Genomic DNA, 17,420 nt, shown 5'->3' with positions numbered 1-17,420 from the left:
GTCGGCGAACGTGGTCGTCACAACCACCACCGAAAGGAAATCCGGTGACTCAGACGGTTCCCGTCCCACACGGCCTTCCCATGCAACGCGATGTGAGCCCTTTCGACCCGTCCAGCCAGCTCACCCGGCTGCGCGAGGCCCGCCCGGTCAGCCCCCTGGTGTTCCCGGACGGTCACGAGGGCTGGCTCGTCACCGGCCACGACGCCGTCCGCCAGGTCCTGGCCGACACCCGGTTCAGCTCCCGCCTGGACATCGGCGTCGTCCACGTGCCCTACGAGACCCCAGGCATGCCCACCCCCGTCGAGCCGTCCCCGCAGATGCCCGGCGTGTTCGTCTCGATGGATCCGCCGGACCACACCCGCCTGCGGAAACGGCTCATCGGCGCGTTCACCGTCAAACGCATGAAAATGCTCGAAGAGCACATCATGGACATCGTCGAGCGGCAGCTGGACGAGCTGGCACGCCTGACCCCACCGGTCGACCTGGTCAAGGAGTTCGCACTGCCGGTGCCCTCGCTGGTGATCTGCGAACTGCTCGGCGTCCCGTACGAGGACCGGGAGACCTTCCAGACCAACTCCACCCGATTCATGACCAGGGACCTGCCGCTGGAGGAGAAGATCACCGTGGTCGGCGCCCTGACCACGTACCTCGCCGAACTGGTCATGGCCAAACGCGCCCAGCCCGGCGAGGACATCCTGTCCGACCTGGCCGCCCAGGAGGACCTCACCATCGAGGAGCTGACCGGCGTCGCCTTCCTGCTGCTGCTCGCCGGCCACGAGACCACCGCCAACATGCTGGCGCTGGGTACCTTCGCGCTGCTGGAGCACCCCGAGCAGCTGGCCGCACTGCGCGCCGAGAAGGACCTGATGCCCGGTGCCGTCGAGGAACTCCTGCGCTACCTGTCGGTTGCCGACGTCTTCTACCGCTACGCCACCGAGGATCTCGAACTCGGCGGCGAAACGATCCCCAAGGGATCGACCGTGGTGGTCGCGCTGCTGGCCGCCAACCACGACCCCCAGCGGTTCGAGAACCCCAGCACCCTGGACGTGCGCCGCCAGGCTCGCGGTCACGTCTCCTTCGGCCACGGCATCCACCAATGCCTCGGCCAGCAACTGGCCCGCATCGAGATGCGCGCCGGTTTCGACGGATTGCTGCGCCGTTTCCCGACCCTCAAGCTCGCTGTCCCCGCCGCCGAGGTGAAACTCAGGACTGACATGAACATCTACGGCGTCCACGAACTGCCGGTCACGTGGACACAAACGGCCTCGTAGCACCCAGGCTGTCGACAAGGCCGGCCAGGGTGTTCGCGGCGCGTGCCAGCCGGGTGAGGTCGACGTGCTCGTTCACGCTGTGCGCGTGGTCGCTGGGGAGGGTGAAGCCCAGCAAAAGCAGGGCGGCCTGGGGCGTCAGCCTGGCCAGTAACGGCACGGCCGCGATGGACCCTCCACTTCGGACAAGGGCGGGTTCGCTTCCCCAGGTCGCTTTTACGGCCGCGCGTGCTGCCTGGATGGCTGGGTGCCGCACGTCGGTGAGCTGCCATGGCCCGGTTTGGATGAGAGGGTCGAGGCGTAGCTGGATGCCTGGCGGGCGGTTGGCTGTCAGATGGGTGATGAGCAGGCCCGTTATCCGTTCCGGTTGCTGGCCGGGGACCAGTCTGATGTTGATTCTGGCGGTTGCCTTCGCCGGGATGGCGTGCCAGGGGGCTGGGCTTGTACGCAAGCTGGTGACCACGATTGCCGGACGGGTCGTGACGCGTTCGGTCGCGGTGCGGCAGGGTTCGCCCCAGCCTGACGTGGCCACGGGGGCGAGCCTGGCCTCGTGATCGGCTGTCACGATCGACGCCGGCAGCCGAACGCCTTCGTAGAATCCTGGAACGGCAACTGTGCCGTCGTGTTTGTGGAGCGACGCGATCACCATCGCCAGTGCTTGTGCTGGATTGGGCACGGCTCCGCCATAACGGCCCGCGTGCAGTGTGCGGCCGCTCCCAGTGGCCGTCAGGTCGAGAGTGAGGCCTCCGCGCAGCGAACAGGTCAGTGTCGGCCTTCCTGTCTCTGTGGCCTCGGTGTCGCAGATCAGCACAGCGTCCACATCGGAAAGCCAGCCGTGCAGGCGTCTTGACAGGCGGGACAGTGTTGGGCTGCCGATTTCCTCTTCGCCGTCGTAGAGGAACTTCAGGGTGACCCGCCGACCCGGAGCGGTCAGCTTCTCCACCGCGTACAACCCGGCCACAACTGGTCCTTTGTCGTCGCTGGCGCCGCGTCCCCAGAGTGTCCGGCCGGTCCGGACCGCCGCGTACGGCGGCCTGGCCCAGCGGTCCCGTGGCCCAGCGGGGACAACGTCGTAGTGACCATAAATCAGCACGGTAGGGGCTGCCGGGTCTCCTTTGCGTTCTGCAGCCACGACTGGACCAGGCATCAGGATTCGTTGCGCGCCAAGGGAGGCGAGCCGGTCACTCAGCCATATCTCGGCCTGGCGCAGAGCAGGTGAGCAGCTGTCGTCCGCACTTACCGTCGGCAGTCGTTGCAGCGCTGCCAAGTCGTCGGCGAGACCGGTCATCACGCCGCCCACAGCTCAGAAAACGCTTGCGCGAGCGCGTCAACAGCGCGAGAGATGTCGGCGGATGTGTGCCCGGCATTGAGCAGGAACGCGATGCCAAGCCCGGCGCGGCACCGACGGTTGACAGCCACGGTACGAACTCCGTTTCGCAGCAGGGAAGCATGGACGAAAGAGCAGGAAGCCGCCGGTACCGGAACGGTCTGCATGGGCCACCGGCCACCGTCGGCCATCGGCAGGCGGCATTGACGCAACCCCGAGCGGAACAGCGCGATCAGGTCGGCCAAGACCTGTCTGCGCTGCTCGCCTTCGGCCTGGTCAGCGGCCAACGCACGGGCCAGCGCCGCCTCCGCGGCCGCCGACGGGCCACTGCTGTGCAACCGGCTCGGTGCCGAGCGCCGAACGTGGGACACCAACGAAGACGGACCTGCCAACACGGCAAGTGGTACGCCGTACCCCTTCGCGGTTGACGCCACCGCGATGATCGGCGCCGACGACGGCATCCCCAGCGATGCCGTGGCGCCGACTCCCAAGGCCTGTGTTTCATCCACCAGAATCACGCCACGGCGTTGAGCCAGCACAGTCGCGAGTTCGTCGAGCGGGGCGAGCCGGCCACAACCCGGGCACATACCGTCCACAAGCAACACCGGTCGCCGTCCCGACGGCAATCTGCGTACCACCTCGGACACATGGATCGGATCGAAGTGGCGGACGGCTGTCGCGACGAGACCGCTGGCACGCAACCCGATCCGGCCGATGGGGTAGGAGGCCTCGTCGATGAGCGCGGCGGTCGGCCGGGCGGTCAGTGCCGCCCAGCCGTCCACGAACGCGTGCAGCGTCGAGGTTTCCAGCACACCTGCCGGCCGGCCCGTGCGCCTGGCCAGCTCCGCTGCCAGGCGCCTGGACCGTCTGAACTCCCCCAGGGCCGGGGGCAGGCCGGTGGTCAGCCGTCCCCACGGCCGTAGCTGGTCGTGGCCGTGCCGGTAATCCAGGTAGTTGCTCGACCTGAAATCGACCGTGAAATCGACACCGACGCTGTTCACGTGTGTTCGTGAACGGTACGGGGCGCCACCTCCGGAACGCGTGTGCTGCGTCCGACAGTGGGCGCTGTGCGTTGTTGCACGGCGGAGTTCCGTTCGGCGAGCCGCTGTTCCAGCAACCGGCCTGGCATCGACGTGTCCACAGTAGAACGCAGGTCGGCTCCGGTCGCTGCGCGGTAGGCGTGCACGTATCCCTGGATCTCCGGGCGCCAGTACCGGGCCCAGTTCACCGCGGACTCCGGTTCGATCTCGGTGGCCCAGCTGCCGTACCGGATCGACAGCACGATCTGCTCGCCGAACGTGCCCAGGTCACGGAAGTGGGTCACGTTCACGTCCGTCCATCCCATCATGGACTTGACCGCGTCCACCCGATCCATCCACGGCTCCTTGTACGGCACCATGACGCGGCCGCCGAGGAACTCCCGCATCTCCGGGCGGGCGAACATCCACATCTGCATGAGCATCTCGACCCTGGCGGTCCACGGCAGGTCGCCGTACTGGTTGTGCGCGCCCGCGGTGACCACCAGTTGCGTCTCCCGCAAGGCGTTCAGCAGCGGGAACCCGTCGGCCTGCATGGTGAGGTCGTCGTCCTGCTGGTAGAAGATCGTGCACTGGTGCAGCAGGTTGTGGAACGCCGAGATGAACTGCGACCGGCTGTCGACGCCGTCGACGTCGCCGACCGCTGTGCCCAGAAGTGTGACACCGTAATGGTGGTCGTACTCGAAAGCCCTGCGGCGCACCGACAACAGGAACGGCCGGTTCTGGATCCAGCCCCACAGCACGTTGTTCAGCCGGCGCAGCGGGTCGATCTCCATCCGGGCCAGTGGATCGTGCCCGGTCCGGACCGTGCGCTGGTTCTGGAACCGGTTGGTCACCGCGTTGTGCGCCTGCACAAGCATGCCCTCCTCCATCCAGTACGACCAGATCAGCTCAAGGCCGAGCGGGCCGACCAGCCTGGACGGCAGCACGCCGTAACTGAAGTTCTCGTCCTGGACCGGGTTGGTCGCCGCACCGACCTCGCCGGGCTCCTTGAGCGGCAGGTCGCTGAGCCGATCCATGATCAGCTTCAGGTACGGCAGCACCTTCGGCTCAGCTGTGGCGCCGAGCCGCTGGAGGTAGTCGTTGCGCATGTCAGCGAGCCAGGAAGCCGACAGCGGGACGCCGTTGCGCCGCCGCCTTTCGCTCTCGTACCCAGCGGTCCCAGTCACGTAGTCGTAGCGTTTCTGCAGGTACTCGGCTGTGAGAGGCTCGGTGTAGTAGTCCTCGACGATCAGGCCCACCTCGTGCATCAGGAAGAACTGAGTCGCGGCACGCAGCACCTCGAAGCCGTCCAGCCCAAGGAACGCGAGGTCCTTCACCTGCCGCCGGATCGTCCTCGACAGTGAGTCCGTGGCCTCGGCGTTCGGGCGCAGCACCTCGTTGATGTACCGGTTGTAGTTGTTGAAGGAGATCGCGTTCGTCCGGTTGCGGATCAGTGTCCACAGATTCTGGTCCGGGGTCGGCCCGGCGGCCGGCCGGGCCAGCCGGACCTCGGGGATCGGGCCGGGTGGCGGCGTCTGGGGAGGCAGCGGCGGATCCGTATTCGGGTCGTCGATGTCCTCGTTGAGCCCCGGCCCGATGAGCGACCCGTCCGGCCCGGCCGGCTGGTTCGGGAAGTCCTGTACGGAAACGGAGTCGTCCGTGGTGACCAACGCCTTCTCCACCTCGGCCTCGGTGCTCTCGCTCCTCGCGCCGTCGGACTTCGGTGTTGCGGGCTTTCGTTGTGCAGGAGGCATTTCAGTGCCTTTCAGTGATAGCGCTTGAGGTGGACATGGCCATCCGCAGGGTTGAGCGCGCGGCCCAGCCGGTGAGCATCCGGCCGACCACCCGGCTCTCCTGCCCGGCGGCCAGCCGTCGATCCCATCTGGCCTGGCCGAGCATGGCGAATCGGAGCATCGGCCGCAGCCGCGCGGGCTGCCGGGCACTCGTGCTGTACAGCCTCCGCAATGCGTCCGGGCTCCTGCTGCGGTGAGCCAGTGCGTCCTGCAGAGTCATGCCGTTCAGCTTTTCCGGCGTGTGGGTGGCGATGAGATCGGCCAGCTCCGGGATGGTCGGTTCCAGCCGGTCGATCACCTCGGCCACCCCGGGCGCGGCCCCGGCCGGGGGATACAGCTCCCGCCACAACCGGGCCAGCCGCGTCCATTGTGGATCCGGGTACAGCCGGTCGCCGATCCCCGCCGACACCAGCACCCTGATCCACGGGAACGGATGCGGATCATCCAGGGTGAAGCGGAAGACGAACGGCCTGGGCAGGCTGACCACGCCGATCAGGCCGAGCGTCGAGCCGATGCCCAGCCTGGCCACCGACCAGAAGTCCGCGACGATCTCGGAGATCCACGCCGCCCAGCAGTGCCACGCGTCCCCTGTGGACTGTGACCGGCCGCGGAGTTCGGCCCGCAGACAGGCCACCAGGTCCAGCAGTGCGGCGCCCTGGTGGCCGACCTCGTGCACGAGCGAGGAGGCGATGCCGTGACCGACCATCCGTTCCCTGGGGATCCGGACGACCGCGACCGGATTGGCCACCCCGCCCGGCAACCGGGTCCTGGCCCGGCGGATGGCCGCGCCCGGGCCACGGTCCAGGTAGCAGATGATCGGCACCTCCTCGACGCCCGCGCCGTTGTCGAGCCGGAGCGCGTCACTGGCCGCGACGTCCAATCCGGACAGCCACAGACCGGTCTCGTGCTCCGACCGCTGGGTGATCGCGTCGGCGAACAGGTCGAGCTGAGCCAGATGCTCGTTGAACCGCAACCTGATCGTGGCGAATCTGCGTTGCTGTTCGGCGGCAGGCGCCGACCGCCCCGGTCCGGCGAGCCAACGCAGATAGGACTGGCCCAGCCCATGCAGCTTCGCCCGTTCGCCCAGCAGCAGAGCCTCGATCGCGACCAGTGTGCGGGGCAGCAGCACCGCGGCGGGCAGCATGGTCTCCTGCAGGACGAACGGCTTGAGCCGGTCGACGCGGGTGAGCATGGCGCGCATCTCGTCGGCCAGGAAGTCACCCGCCGGGACATCGGCCATGGGCTGGCTCGTCATCGGCTCAGACGCCGTGGATGACGATGCTACGACCGCGCCGGACCCATTTGCCGGTGCTCATCTCTTGGTCGTCGTGACCGTCATCAGGCTCAGCGCCGTTGGTCGGCACGTCCACGTGATACGGGTAAGCGGCGACGCCGTAGCCGAAGCGCGGACGCATGCGGTGGCGTCCCGGGTACGGCCGACGGCGGCCGCGCCTGCGTGGGAGCGCAGCCGGTGCGTGCCTGCGGGTCGCGGCGATCAGTGCACGATGGGCGGCCTGACGGGGATCCGCGCTCCGGCCGGCCGCGGCAACGTTACGAGCCGCCGCCGCACCGATCCGGACCACCCGGCGGGCCATCTCGAGCTCCAGCTCCTGGACGGCACTCTCGTTCTCGAACTCGAACAACCTGCTCGCCATGGAACCGAGCCTGGTACCAATGGCGGTCCCGATGCCCGGCGCCACCCAGGACCCGATGGCCCCGCCGACCACCGGCAGTGCCTTGCGGGCCACGCTCTTCAACGCCCCACCCAGCGCCCGGCCCGCGGAGGACCGCGCGAAGCTGCGCACGCCCCTGACCGCCTTGCGGAACACGTTGCCGATGAACTGCTCCAGCTCCTGCTCGTTGGTGACCTCGAGCAGCTGGTTGGCGAACTCCAGCTCCTCCTGCTCCGACAGTGGCCCGGCCACCTCGCCGCCGCCGAGCGCGGAGTTCAGCATCCCGCTGACGTAGTCCTCGTACTCCGACTCGTCCTCGAACTCCAGCTCGCCGTTCTGCTCGTAGGACTCGTCCTCGAACTCCAGGTAGTCCTCGAACTCGGTCATCGTTGTGGTCACAGGATTTCCTTTCAGATGGGGTTAGCTCCGGAAAAGGACGATCGTGTCGCCGCGGGTCTCCCAGCGGCCGCTGCGGGCACCGGTCTTGCCGCCGCACACACAGCCGTTGCCGCGGGCGTGAGCACCGCCGGTGCGGCCGGCGGCCGCCGGTGCGGATCGCGTGGTCCGTGCGGACTGCAGGATGTCGTCAGTGAGCAGGCCGGGGGCGAACTGTTCGGCCGCTGACACGGCCGCCTGCCTGGCGACCTGGGGTGCCGGTGCGGTGCCCATCCGGTCGAGGGTGTTGCCGATCGCCTTGGCGCCGAACCGGACGAACTGGCGGGCCATCTCGAACTCCTGGTCCTCCGCGCTGATGCCCTCCAGCTCGAGTCCGAAATAGCGTTTGGCCGCACGCCCGGCGGCCGCCCCCAGCTGCCCGCCCGCCTTGCGGTAGCGGGCCCGGTTGCCGCCGGTCAGCCGGGACAGCCCGGCCCCCGCGGCCTGGCCCGCAGCCCGGCCGACGACCGGCAGGACCCGCCCGGCCGCCTTCTTGAGGATGCCGCCGATCTGGCGCCCCTCCCGGCTGCGGGCGAAGTCCTTGGCCGCGCCGGTGACGGTCTTGAGCAGGTTGCCGAGGAAGTGCTCCAGCTCCTGCTCGCTGGACACCTCCAGGAACTCCGCGGCCAGTTCCGTCTCGGTGTTCTCGTCGAGAACCGACTCGTAGGCCGCGCTCTCGTCCTCGAACTCGAGGACCTCCTCTTCGTCCTCGAACTCTTCGTATTCCTGCTCGCGCAATGCGAACGGGGGTCCTGACTCCTCGAGCTGGACCTGATCGATGTCGTGCATTCGTCGCCTCCACTGGGTCGTGGCTCTACTGGCAACAGATGCAAGTTCCGTGCCACCCGCGTACGAGGCGCCGACCTGGGGTTAGGTGGACCGGCCGGCGAAGCGTGCTTCGCCCTGGGAGGGAAGTCAGCTTCGCCGGTACTTGTTGACGGCGCGACGGCTGACCACGATTCCGCGCTCGGCAAGCAGCTCGGCGATCATGCGGTCGGACGGGCGGGGCAAGATGGCGGAGAGCTCGGCCACTGCCGCGCGTGCGTCGTGGTTGGCGCCGAACATCCGGCGCAATGGCACGACTTCCCCGCTCACCAGTCGTGCACACCGATGCGCGACCGCACGGCTGATGGTCGATTCGTGCACCGTGAGCCGTTGCGCCGCCTGGGCCTGCGTCAACGACCGGAAGGCGAGCGACCCGGCGAGCAACTGGTCCGCGTGGTGGTCGGCGAGCAGGTCGCCGAGGCCTTGCAACATCGACCAGCGGCGGTGCACGCGGCGGATCGTGGCTCCGGCATCCCTGAGCTGGGCGCGAACCGTGGCCGGTCCTGTCCGCGCGACTTCGGCATAACCCGGATCCAGGCCCAGGTCCAGAGTCTCCCGCTCGGTGACCCGGGCCCGCACCCGGTCGCCGTCCGGCTCGAAGATCAGATCTGGCGGTGCCGGCGGAGCCGGGTCGAAGCCGGGTTCGCCGAGGCCGGGATAGGGACGCAGCAGCCGTCGCAGGCGCACGAGCATGGACTCGATCACGTCTGCCGCACAGCCTTCGAGTTCCGCCGCTCGCGCGAGATCCCCGTCCGCGATCAGTCCGGCGTGGACAGTCAGCAACCGCCGGGCCAGCGCACGCTGGGTGGCGTCCAGCGGCGCCGACTCGAGTTGCACGACCAGGCTCTCGGCTGGATCCACGGCGGCTATTCCCGGTGGGCCCACCTCGCGCAGCACCTGCACCGCAAGGGCAAGCCTGTCCGGCTCGACTCCATTGGCCTGTAAGACGTCTCTGGCTTCAGCGGGCAGCAATCCCCGGTCGTCCAACGCGGTCAGCACCCAAGTGACCACGTCTGCCAAGCCTCGCGGAGCGATCATCAAGGCATCACTGCGCAATTGTTCCCATGCCGAAACCGAGGCAACCGGTTCGGCGGTCTGAGAACGTGCGGACGAACCGCCGCAGCGGGGACACGATCCGGCAACGAGAGCACGGAGGCACCGATGGCAGACCGGTCGTTGCCGGACCAGCAAGGCCGGATTGCGTTGTGCCTCCGTGAGCATGCTTTCGTGGAGTTGCAGCGTGGGCATCGCCAGGACGGTCGCCGACACCATTGCCGAGACGCTGGCCTGTGCGCGGATTTCCAGCCGGGGAACGAATTCCAGCGTCACCGGGTTTGTTCGCCGGCACGGCGCAGCTGGACCGCACGAGCGGTCACGCCGAGCCGTTTGGCTGCCTGGATCACGTTGCCGCCCGTCGCGGTCAACGCCGTGCTGACCGCGAGATCGGCGACCGTGGACTTCAGCGTGCGCAGGTCCAGCCCGTCCTCCAGGGCTTGGCGCACGGACTCGGCCAGCCCTTCCGTGCGAGGCGCGGGGCACAACTCGGCGACTCGCTCCTCGTCCGGCAGCATGCCCGCCGTGATCAGCGGCCCGCCGACGTGCCGGATCGCGATCTGGGTGACGAGCTGACGCAACTCCCGGACATTGCCCGGATACGCCCGCGACAGCAGGAACCGCTCGACCGCCGGATCCAGGCCGGGCGTGGGATCGGCCACCAGCTGTCTGAGGAAGTGCCTGGCGAGCAAGGGGATGTCGTCGATCCGTTCCCGCAGCGACGGCAGGCGCACGGTCGCCGCCGACAGCCGGAAAAGCAGGTCGCGCCGGAACCGCCCGGCTCTCTCCAAGGCGCTTAGGTCCTGGTTGGTGGCGCAGACGAGCCGGAAGTCCGTGCGCTCCCATTTCTGGGAGCCGATGGCCTTGAACGCACGTTCCTGCAGGACACGCAGCAGCTCCGGTTGCAGTGACGGTGGCAGCTCGCCGATCTCGTCGAGGAACAGCACACCACCGTCAGCTTCACCGAACGCCCCGCGCCGCGCGATGTGGGCGCCGGTGAAAGCACCACGCTCGTGCCCGAACAACTCCGGGCCGGACAGCGACTCCATGATCGTGGTGCAGTCGACGACAACGAACTTTCCCTTGGCGCGCTGCGGATCCAGCGCGTGGATCAGCCGGGCGGCGAGCTCCTTGCCGGTACCGCTCTCCCCCGCCACGAGCACCGAGGCATCGGAGTACCGGGCGACCTCCACCAGCCACCGCAGCGCCGACATCCAGGCCGGGCTCCGCCCGACCATCCTGCTGGTGACCGGGCCCGCCCTGGCCAGCCGGTCCACTTGGAACCACCGCTGGATCCGCGCCGCCACCGTGTGCATCGTCTCGACTCCGTTGGTGCTCCACGGCAGCACGTCGGACGCCCCGGCGCCGAGCAGTTCCCACGGATCGGCCACCGGTTCCCCGACGACGACCACGACCACGCGAACGCGTCCGTTGTCCGACAATTCCGCGATCATTCCGGGCAGACGTCCGCAGGCACGCGTGATCAGAACACCGGGACAATCGCCGCTCGCTTCCGCGACGACATCAAGGCCACGCGATCCGAGAACGTCGCTCGCTACTTTCCAACGCGACGGATCACCGGGCGCGAGAAGCCACGCCCGCATTTCGTGATGATCCATTCCACCCCCCGAAGTGGACTGATGAGCTATAGACACCCCTTACCCGATAGTCCGGAACCGGCCCGGTTTCGTTAGCGACTCACCACTATGTGCCGCAGTTCGGGAACCAATTGGCTGAGTCGTCTCAAAGCAGGCGTTTGATCTCCCCGCGTGCCCGGTAGAAACCACCATTCACCGAAGTGTGGATCTCAGCCACGACGTATCGCGCACCAGGCACACGAATGTCCTTCGGGAACTGCACGGCCCGCGTCCGGTCATACCCGTCGGACACCACGTGCACGCGCAACCGGCCCGCCTCCTGCACACACTCGACGACAACACCGTTTCCGGACACGGCAACGGTTTCCACAACAGCGGAGGCCTCGACGCGGCGCCAGCCGTCGGCCTTGATGTCGCGTGGCTGCGGGACAGCGCCCTGTTCGGCACCGTGGATGGCGGCCGCACTGGCGTCGATACATGCCAACGAACCATCAGTGGTGACGACGTAGAGACGCTCGTCGCGGTACTGCATCGAGAACGCGGAACCGCAACCCGTGGCCAGCTTCCACAGCCGGGTGCCGTCTGCGGCGAAACAGTAGACCGACGAGTGGTTGTCGCCCGCGAACACGTACTCACCCCCGGGCGAGGTGGCGCAGGAGAACACCGCGGCGTCGCAGCGGTAGCGGGCGATCTCGGCACCGGTGGACTTGGCCAGGCGGTGTACCCAGCCGTTGGCCGTACCCGCGAACACCTCAGTGGTCTCCTGCCAACCGAACAGCACACCGCCAACAGTGTTGGTATGCCACAACGGATCCCCGCTACGAGACGCGTAGTGCGTGACACCACGCGAGTGCCCGTGGAACACGCCTTCGTCGGCACAGCGGACCATCCACGCGCCGTCGCCAGTGCTGCGACGCGACCACTTGAACTCGTCCTCGTGGTCGACCGTGGTGATACCGCCTTCACGGTCGGAGACACCGAGAACGCCGTCATGGATGTCCAGCCAGTAGATGTCGACGTCGCTGGCGATCTCGTAGGCCACGCGCGGGACTTTGCCGCCCAGGTCGTACACGCGGCCGTCGTCGCATCCCGCATAGATCCAGTAGTCGTCGGCCACGATGCACTTCACACCATCCGGTAAGCCGAACCGACCGGTGACCGTGCCGTCGTGAGTGACGGTATAGACATCACCGTTTTCGTTGCCCACCCAGGCCTCGTCCGCACCGATGAAAATGCCGAACGCCGGCCCACCGGAGTTGAAGCGCCACAACACAGGCGCCTGAAGAGCGGTGGAACGGGTACTGGTGATCTGGCGGCGAGTAACAGGGCGGCGCTGGCGCACTCCTTTCACTGCCGGTGCATAGCCTTTCCGGACCTTCTCGTCGATCTTCTTCTTCGCCGTCTGCGCGGCCTTGGCAACGTCGGGATATGTCGTCGTACGGATCGTGCCGGTCTCACCGATGCGCCCATAGCTGATGGTGACAGTCGCCCCTTGCACGCACACCTCGTAGAACTTGTGCGCGCTAGCCTCCGACAGCTCCAAGTAAGTCGTGGTAGCAGTCATCGTCATCCCCCTCCAGACCCGGAAACCCAATGGAGATGACGTTAGCGAGGGGGTCTGACAATTTCGGTGCGGCCGAGCCTGGCCTGTTCGGCTATGGGCGGCGGTAGATGGTGATGGAGTGGCCGACCTCGTCGATCGGTATGCCGGCGGCGATCAACGCCTTCAGGCTGTCGTTGGCCTTGGCGATCGAGGAATCCGAGATCACGAGCAGTCCGCGGACCTGGTCCGGGGGCACTTTGAGGGGGTCGGCGGCGTTGATTCCGTAGTGGGATGGCACGCCGCTGCCCTTGTAGATGAGCCAGATCTGCTCGTTGGGGTAACGCTGCTTCAGATGGTCTGCCAGGCGGCCCAGGTCCTGGCCCCAGTCGACGTTCGAGTCGTGCAGGCGCAGATGGGTTTCTGCCGGTCCGCCGAATGCTTCGTTGGAGTAGGGCAGGTAGTACGGGAATGTTCGAAGCGAGCTGACTGCGGCGAAGATGACCAGGACCACGGTGGCGATGTGGGCCCAGCGCCGGCGTACGGCGACCACGCCGGCTACTGCGACCGCTAGAAACATCGGGATGAAGATCGCGTACCGGACGCCGAGGTTGCGTTCGCTGGTCATGGCCGCGGCCAGCAGAATTACTGTGGGGGCGAGTATGTAGAGGGCCGCGGGACGCAACCGGGGGACCGCGACCGTCACGGCGGCACCGGCCAGCCAGAGCACCAGCATGCCCAGCGGTGTCTTCACCAGCAGCGCGGCCGGTAGGTAGTACCACAGCGAACCGAGGTAGTGCCGGCCGAACAGGAAGCCTCCCCATCCGCCGTCCTCGATGGCGAACTGGACGCGCATCCCGTCGCGGTAGGGCTCGGGGAACGGCAGCCAGTCGACAAGCGTGCGCAGGCCATGGGCAGCCGGCAGGCTCGACGGCGTCTCCCAGCGCAGCCGCAGGTCGACGACAAGGTAGGAGACCCACACCACGGCGACCGCGATCAGCGCCACCCCAGCCGCCGCCGCTCCAAGTTTAAGGATCCGGGCAGCCCTGTCCGGGCCAAGGTCACGCGTACGCACGGACAGCACGACCAGAAGCAGCAGCACCGGAACCGCGGCCAGCGTGCTCATTTTCGTGGCCAGGGCCGCGCCGAGGGCAAGCCCGGCGAGGGGCAGGTACAGAGCCGGGCGGCGCCGGGCCCGCCACAGCAGCCAGGCCGTCGTCAGCAGGAAACCGGCCGCGGGCACGTCGAGCGTGGCCAGCGATCCGTGCGCGATGAGGTCAGGCGAGAACGTGTACAGCGCGAGCGCCACCAACCCACCGACCGGACCGACCAGATCACGGGCGAACATGAAGACGACCAGCCCGAACAGCAGCGTGAGCACGATCATCGGCAGCCGTGCCAGCAGCATCAGCCGCCCCGGATCGTTGCCTGACTCGTAGAGCACATGCCGCCCGAGCTGCGTCTGGTCGCCCACGAAAGCCGGGTCGAGGTGCGCGTCGGCGAAGGCCAGCCCGGCCGCGATGATCAGCTTGCCCAGCGGTGGATGCTCCGGGTTGTACCGCAGGCTGTGTTGCTCCAGGTAGACCACTGCCGTGCCCACGTAGACCGGCTCGTCGATGGTCGGGGTCTGCTGCACAGCCGTCGTGATCATCGCGATCGCCATCTGGGCGAGCAGCACGACGACCACGAGCGCGAACAACCACCGCCGATGCCGCCGCAGCCAGTCCGACCGGCCCGGCGAACGCGCGTCATCCGAGGTCGTGCTGCTTAGCCGGCTCGTGGAGAGCAACAACCGGGAGGTCCTTCCGTGAGGAAACAAGCTCGCCATCAGGTGACGGCTTACCCCGCGGTTTAGTTGAGGACCTACGCCAAGTCAGTACACGATCAGCTGGCCTCCGTCCCGTTTGCGCACGTCAAGCTGGGAAAGGTAACGCCGGCTGTTCTCCGCGCGACATCGTTGCGTCAGAACGCCGGCCGAACAGGTCTGGGCCTGAATGCCGCTCGCGGCACAAGGGCGGGTATGTGATGCGATGGAACGAGCTTGGCCCAGTTATTGCCGCGGTCGCGACCGTGACCGCACTTGTCGGCGGATATGTGCAATTCGTGCTTCGACGGGCCATCTATCCGTGTATCGAGTTCGATGTCGACTTCATCCTGCTGCGGATGGACGCCGTGCGTAAGGTCGGTGACATCGTGCTGACCGTCAGGAACGTCGGCCCTGGAGTCGGTCATGTCGTCAATGTCCAGGGGCGAGTCCGGTACTCGGCCGACGACGGGGCCGGGGTGAGCCGGGACGGCATCGAACCGGCCTTCGGTCATCTCGTCCAGCCGCAGGCGTCACCCGGACCGGCATTTCAACCGATTCTTGGCAACGGCGCTTTCCTGTTCGCGCCCAATTGGCCGCGCGCCTTCATACAGCCAGGCGTCACGCAGATGTACCGCAAGCCACTCGCGATACCCGGCGAAGCGGTTCTGATCCACGTGTGGGGCGCGTTCGAGTACCACATCCCAGTCGGGCCGTTCAGCCGACTGCTTGCCAGGGTGTTCATCCATCACGCCAAGACTCCGAAACGCCTCAACTACACCGTCCGGCGCACATTCGCCGTCGACCAGGCCCCTTGACCCGAGCCAGGGTTTGCGTCTCATCTCCGCGCGTAGCCGCGGACGATCCGGCGCAGGTGCGGCGTGATCATGTCCGCGGCGATGCCGAGGCGTCTGGCGATGAGCTTGTGTGGCAGGCCGTGCGCGACCATTGTCAGTACTTCCTGTTCGTCGGCTGACAGCCGGGTTGCCACGGCTGGGTCGGTCACGATCGCGTGCGCCAATCGGCTGGAGACGGAGAACTCGCCGGTTTGTGCCGTCAGGATGGCCTCTGTCATCCGTGACTCCGGATCGCCTTTGAGCACCAGCGCCAGTGCCCCGGCTTCGATCGCGGACCGGACCACCGCAGGCCGGGAGTCGGACGTGAAGATGACGACCCGTGGGCCGGCCGCCTGGAGCCGGCCGATGTTGGCCACCACATCCGGTTCTTCCGGCAGCAGCAGGTCGAGCAACACCACGTCGGCATGCCGGCCTGGTCCGGCCAGCAGCGCCGCGACGCTACCGGCCGACGCGACCAGTTCGATGTTGTGCGGTGACTCTTGCAGCATCTGCCTCAGGTTGTGCAGGGCCACCGGGTGGTCGTCGACGGCAGCCACGGCGCACCTCATCGGCCGGCCAGCCCAAGTGCGGCACTGATGTCCTTGTCCGATCCGAGGTCCAGGTCGGTGACCAGGCGCAGCCCGGGTGTCCGGCGGGCCAGCACCCGCGCGAGGTCGGTCGGCTCGGTCAGGGTGACAACAACCAGTTTGGGTATCTCACGCCGTCTGGCCTCGGTGTGCAGCCGCGAGACCGTTGCTGAGTCCAGTGGGAAGGACGTGTGCCGCACGGCGATCGCGACCCGTTCGCCGTGCCCCTCGGCGACGAAGTCGAACGGCCCTTTCATCGCGCGGACCAGGTTCCAGTCCCCGGAAAGCCGTCTGAGCAACGAGTCCCGGACCTGTTGTGCGTCATCGCTGTCCGGGCTGGAGGCCGTCCCGTTCAACGCCTCCGCGACCCCGTCCTGGACGCCTTGCCCGATCCGCACACCCAGCAGCCGCTCGATCATGAGCAGCGGAGCGAGCAGGAGGACAGCGGAGCCCAGCTCGAGGGCCATCGCCTGGAGGTAACCGGTCAGGAAGGCACCGAGGCTGACGACGGCGGCGCCGCCCGCGATGGTCGAGACCATCGCGAAGCGGCCACCGCCTGCTGCCGATCCGACGTTCATGCCGAGAGGGCTTCGATCTCGTCGGCCAGGATCATGCCGACCGGGCCCTTGGCGTTGTGCGACAACCTGATCTGCACGTGCTGACCGATGTGGTACCGGTCCTGGGCACCGGGACCGAGGTCCAAGAACAAGTCCCGCACCGCGCCCTGGCCGTCGGACACCCGGCTGAACCCGAACGCGGAGCACACCCTGTCTACGCGGACGGTCAGCTCCGCACCGGACGACACCGCACACGTCGCTCGCGGGCTGCGTCCTTCCTGGTGCGAAGGTTCGGCGACGAAGAACACGGTGTCACCAGTACGGATCGACGGCATGCCCGCGCAGGTGCTGTCACGGTGCAGGTAGTAGCTCCCGCCATCGCTGCCCCTGACGAACCCGTAGTCACGATCGTCGTTCCAGCTGGAGAGAATTCCGCGCTGCCAAGGCGGTTGCGTGGGGCGACGCCTCTCGGCCGACGGCACGGAAGTGTTGTTCTGGACGCTGATCTCGGTCACCGTGCTGGACCGGACACCGTACGGCTGCGCCGCCCACAGGATTTCGTGGTAGCGGATCCGTTCGGCGTCCCAGCCGGTCGGCAGCTCCTCCACCTTCGCCAGGTACTGGCCGCCCTCGCGACTCACGGCGTTTCCGTAGTGGGAGAACACGGTCATCATGTTCGACGCGTTGCGAGTGGACTCGTCGACGAAGATGGCGCCGGCGTTCGCCCCGTCGGACAACCGCTCCGAAGTGTCCACACTGCCACCGATGTAGTCGGTGTAGATGCCATTGGTAAACTCCACGACGCGGCCGGTCGCGATCCCGATGGCGCAGTTGCAACGGTAGGTGTTGTCACGGTGCGCCTCGCTGATCCGCTCCTGGATCAGGATCGCCGAGTTGATCGCCTCAGCCGCCTTGTCCATCGGGAACGTCGCCACGACACTGTCGTTGAGGTACTTGTTCACCGTCCCTCCGTGTTCCCGCACCGCATCGCCGACCTGGTCGAAGAACCAGCCCATGGTCGGCAGCCAGTTCACCTCCCCACCGGATTTCTTGATCGACCGCGCGTCGGTGAGGGTCACGTACATCACCACACGCGGCACACGGA

Annotated in this window: 15 protein-coding genes; 2 read left to right on the top strand and 13 right to left on the bottom strand. The window is 67.4% G+C overall.

Features of this window, described 5'->3' with window-relative positions; all coding sequences use genetic code 11:
* Positions 1-44 precede the first annotated feature (44 nt).
* On the top strand, positions 45-1,271 hold the full coding sequence (locus tag JOF56_RS26090; protein ID WP_209642141.1) for a cytochrome P450: 1,227 nt from the start codon (positions 45-47) through the stop codon (positions 1,269-1,271).
* Here JOF56_RS26090 and JOF56_RS26085 read toward each other — a convergent pair.
* From JOF56_RS26085 to JOF56_RS26040, 10 genes are all read right to left on the bottom strand, one after another.
* The gene (locus tag JOF56_RS26085) at positions 1,246-2,556 is read right to left on the bottom strand and encodes a M20/M25/M40 family metallo-hydrolase (protein WP_209642140.1); all 1,311 of its coding nucleotides are present in this window, start codon (positions 2,554-2,556) and stop codon (positions 1,246-1,248) included. The genes JOF56_RS26090 and JOF56_RS26085 overlap by 26 nt on opposite strands.
* Complete coding sequence (locus tag JOF56_RS26080; RefSeq protein WP_209642139.1) at positions 2,556-3,596, bottom strand: aminotransferase class I/II-fold pyridoxal phosphate-dependent enzyme; 1,041 nt, start codon at positions 3,594-3,596, stop codon at positions 2,556-2,558. Before JOF56_RS26080 ends, JOF56_RS26085 begins: the two co-directional genes overlap by 1 nt.
* A complete protein-coding gene (locus JOF56_RS26075) occupies positions 3,593-5,368 on the bottom strand; it encodes a hypothetical protein (RefSeq protein ID WP_209642138.1) in 1,776 nt (591 codons plus the stop codon). Before JOF56_RS26075 ends, JOF56_RS26080 begins: the two co-directional genes overlap by 4 nt.
* A gap of 1 nt (position 5,369) precedes the next feature.
* On the bottom strand, positions 5,370-6,647 hold the full coding sequence (locus JOF56_RS26070) for a hypothetical protein (RefSeq protein ID WP_209642137.1): 1,278 nt from the start codon (positions 6,645-6,647) through the stop codon (positions 5,370-5,372).
* Positions 6,648-6,666: 19 nt separating this feature from the next.
* Positions 6,667-7,479 (bottom strand): hypothetical protein, encoded by an 813-nt coding sequence (locus JOF56_RS26065; RefSeq protein ID WP_209642136.1) that lies wholly within the window; start codon positions 7,477-7,479, stop codon positions 6,667-6,669.
* Positions 7,480-7,500: 21 nt separating this feature from the next.
* Positions 7,501-8,304 carry a hypothetical protein gene (locus tag JOF56_RS26060; protein ID WP_209642135.1) on the bottom strand — a complete coding sequence of 268 codons (804 nt, stop codon included), beginning with the start codon at positions 8,302-8,304 and terminating at the stop codon, positions 7,501-7,503.
* Positions 8,305-8,430: 126 nt separating this feature from the next.
* Complete coding sequence (locus JOF56_RS26055) at positions 8,431-9,378, bottom strand: RNA polymerase factor sigma-54 (protein WP_209642134.1); 948 nt, start codon at positions 9,376-9,378, stop codon at positions 8,431-8,433.
* A 287-nt stretch (positions 9,379-9,665) separates the two neighbouring features.
* Positions 9,666-10,997, bottom strand: a complete 1,332-nt coding sequence (locus tag JOF56_RS26050) for a sigma 54-interacting transcriptional regulator (RefSeq protein ID WP_209642133.1) — start codon at positions 10,995-10,997, stop codon at positions 9,666-9,668.
* 139 nt (positions 10,998-11,136) lie between these two features.
* Positions 11,137-12,555 carry a WGR domain-containing protein gene (locus JOF56_RS26045; protein WP_209642132.1) on the bottom strand — a complete coding sequence of 473 codons (1,419 nt, stop codon included), beginning with the start codon at positions 12,553-12,555 and terminating at the stop codon, positions 11,137-11,139.
* A gap of 91 nt (positions 12,556-12,646) precedes the next feature.
* The gene (locus JOF56_RS26040; RefSeq protein WP_245378402.1) at positions 12,647-14,323 is read right to left on the bottom strand and encodes a phospholipid carrier-dependent glycosyltransferase; all 1,677 of its coding nucleotides are present in this window, start codon (positions 14,321-14,323) and stop codon (positions 12,647-12,649) included.
* A gap of 233 nt (positions 14,324-14,556) precedes the next feature.
* Between JOF56_RS26040 and JOF56_RS26035 the strand changes: the two genes are divergently transcribed.
* The gene (locus JOF56_RS26035; RefSeq protein WP_209642130.1) at positions 14,557-15,153 is read left to right on the top strand and encodes a hypothetical protein; all 597 of its coding nucleotides are present in this window, start codon (positions 14,557-14,559) and stop codon (positions 15,151-15,153) included.
* 20 nt (positions 15,154-15,173) lie between these two features.
* Here JOF56_RS26035 and JOF56_RS26030 read toward each other — a convergent pair whose 3' ends face one another.
* From JOF56_RS26030 to JOF56_RS26020, 3 genes are read right to left on the bottom strand one after another with little or no spacing between them, the layout of a single operon-like run.
* Positions 15,174-15,728, bottom strand: coding sequence for a response regulator (locus JOF56_RS26030; protein WP_209642129.1), 555 nt, complete (start codon positions 15,726-15,728; stop codon positions 15,174-15,176).
* 8 nt (positions 15,729-15,736) lie between these two features.
* Positions 15,737-16,336: a restriction endonuclease gene (locus JOF56_RS26025; protein WP_209642128.1), complete on the bottom strand. Its 600-nt coding sequence runs from the start codon at positions 16,334-16,336 to the stop codon at positions 15,737-15,739.
* Positions 16,333-17,394 carry a hypothetical protein gene (locus JOF56_RS26020; protein ID WP_209642127.1) on the bottom strand — a complete coding sequence of 354 codons (1,062 nt, stop codon included), beginning with the start codon at positions 17,392-17,394 and terminating at the stop codon, positions 16,333-16,335. The genes JOF56_RS26025 and JOF56_RS26020 overlap by 4 nt, the downstream gene beginning before the upstream one ends.
* Positions 17,395-17,420: the final 26 nt, after the last annotated feature.

Origin of the sequence: Kibdelosporangium banguiense (genome assembly GCF_017876405.1) — a bacterium.
Classification (GTDB): domain Bacteria; phylum Actinomycetota; class Actinomycetes; order Mycobacteriales; family Pseudonocardiaceae; genus Kibdelosporangium; species Kibdelosporangium banguiense.
The sequence above is the reverse complement of the archived record's forward strand: the minus strand, read 5'-3'. Positions and strand labels throughout refer to the sequence as shown.

Bases quoted from the DNA above. Each gene is read 5' to 3' on its own strand.
- JOF56_RS26085 (WP_209642140.1), bottom strand. From the start codon at position 2,556: ATGACCGGTCTCGCCGACGACTTGGCAGCGCTGCAACGACTGCCGACG.
- JOF56_RS26075 (WP_209642138.1), bottom strand. From the start codon at position 5,368: ATGCCTCCTGCACAACGAAAGCCCGCAACACCGAAGTCCGACGGCGCG.
- JOF56_RS26070 (WP_209642137.1), bottom strand. From the start codon at position 6,647: ATGGCCGATGTCCCGGCGGGTGACTTCCTGGCCGACGAGATGCGCGCC.
- JOF56_RS26060 (WP_209642135.1), bottom strand. From the start codon at position 8,304: ATGCACGACATCGATCAGGTCCAGCTCGAGGAGTCAGGACCCCCGTTC.
- JOF56_RS26055 (WP_209642134.1), bottom strand. From the start codon at position 9,378: ATGATCGCTCCGCGAGGCTTGGCAGACGTGGTCACTTGGGTGCTGACC.
- JOF56_RS26050 (WP_209642133.1), bottom strand. From the start codon at position 10,997: ATGCGGGCGTGGCTTCTCGCGCCCGGTGATCCGTCGCGTTGGAAAGTA.
- JOF56_RS26045 (WP_209642132.1), bottom strand. From the start codon at position 12,555: ATGACTGCTACCACGACTTACTTGGAGCTGTCGGAGGCTAGCGCGCAC.
- JOF56_RS26035 (WP_209642130.1), top strand. From the start codon at position 14,557: ATGCGATGGAACGAGCTTGGCCCAGTTATTGCCGCGGTCGCGACCGTG.
- JOF56_RS26025 (WP_209642128.1), bottom strand. From the start codon at position 16,336: ATGAACGTCGGATCGGCAGCAGGCGGTGGCCGCTTCGCGATGGTCTCG.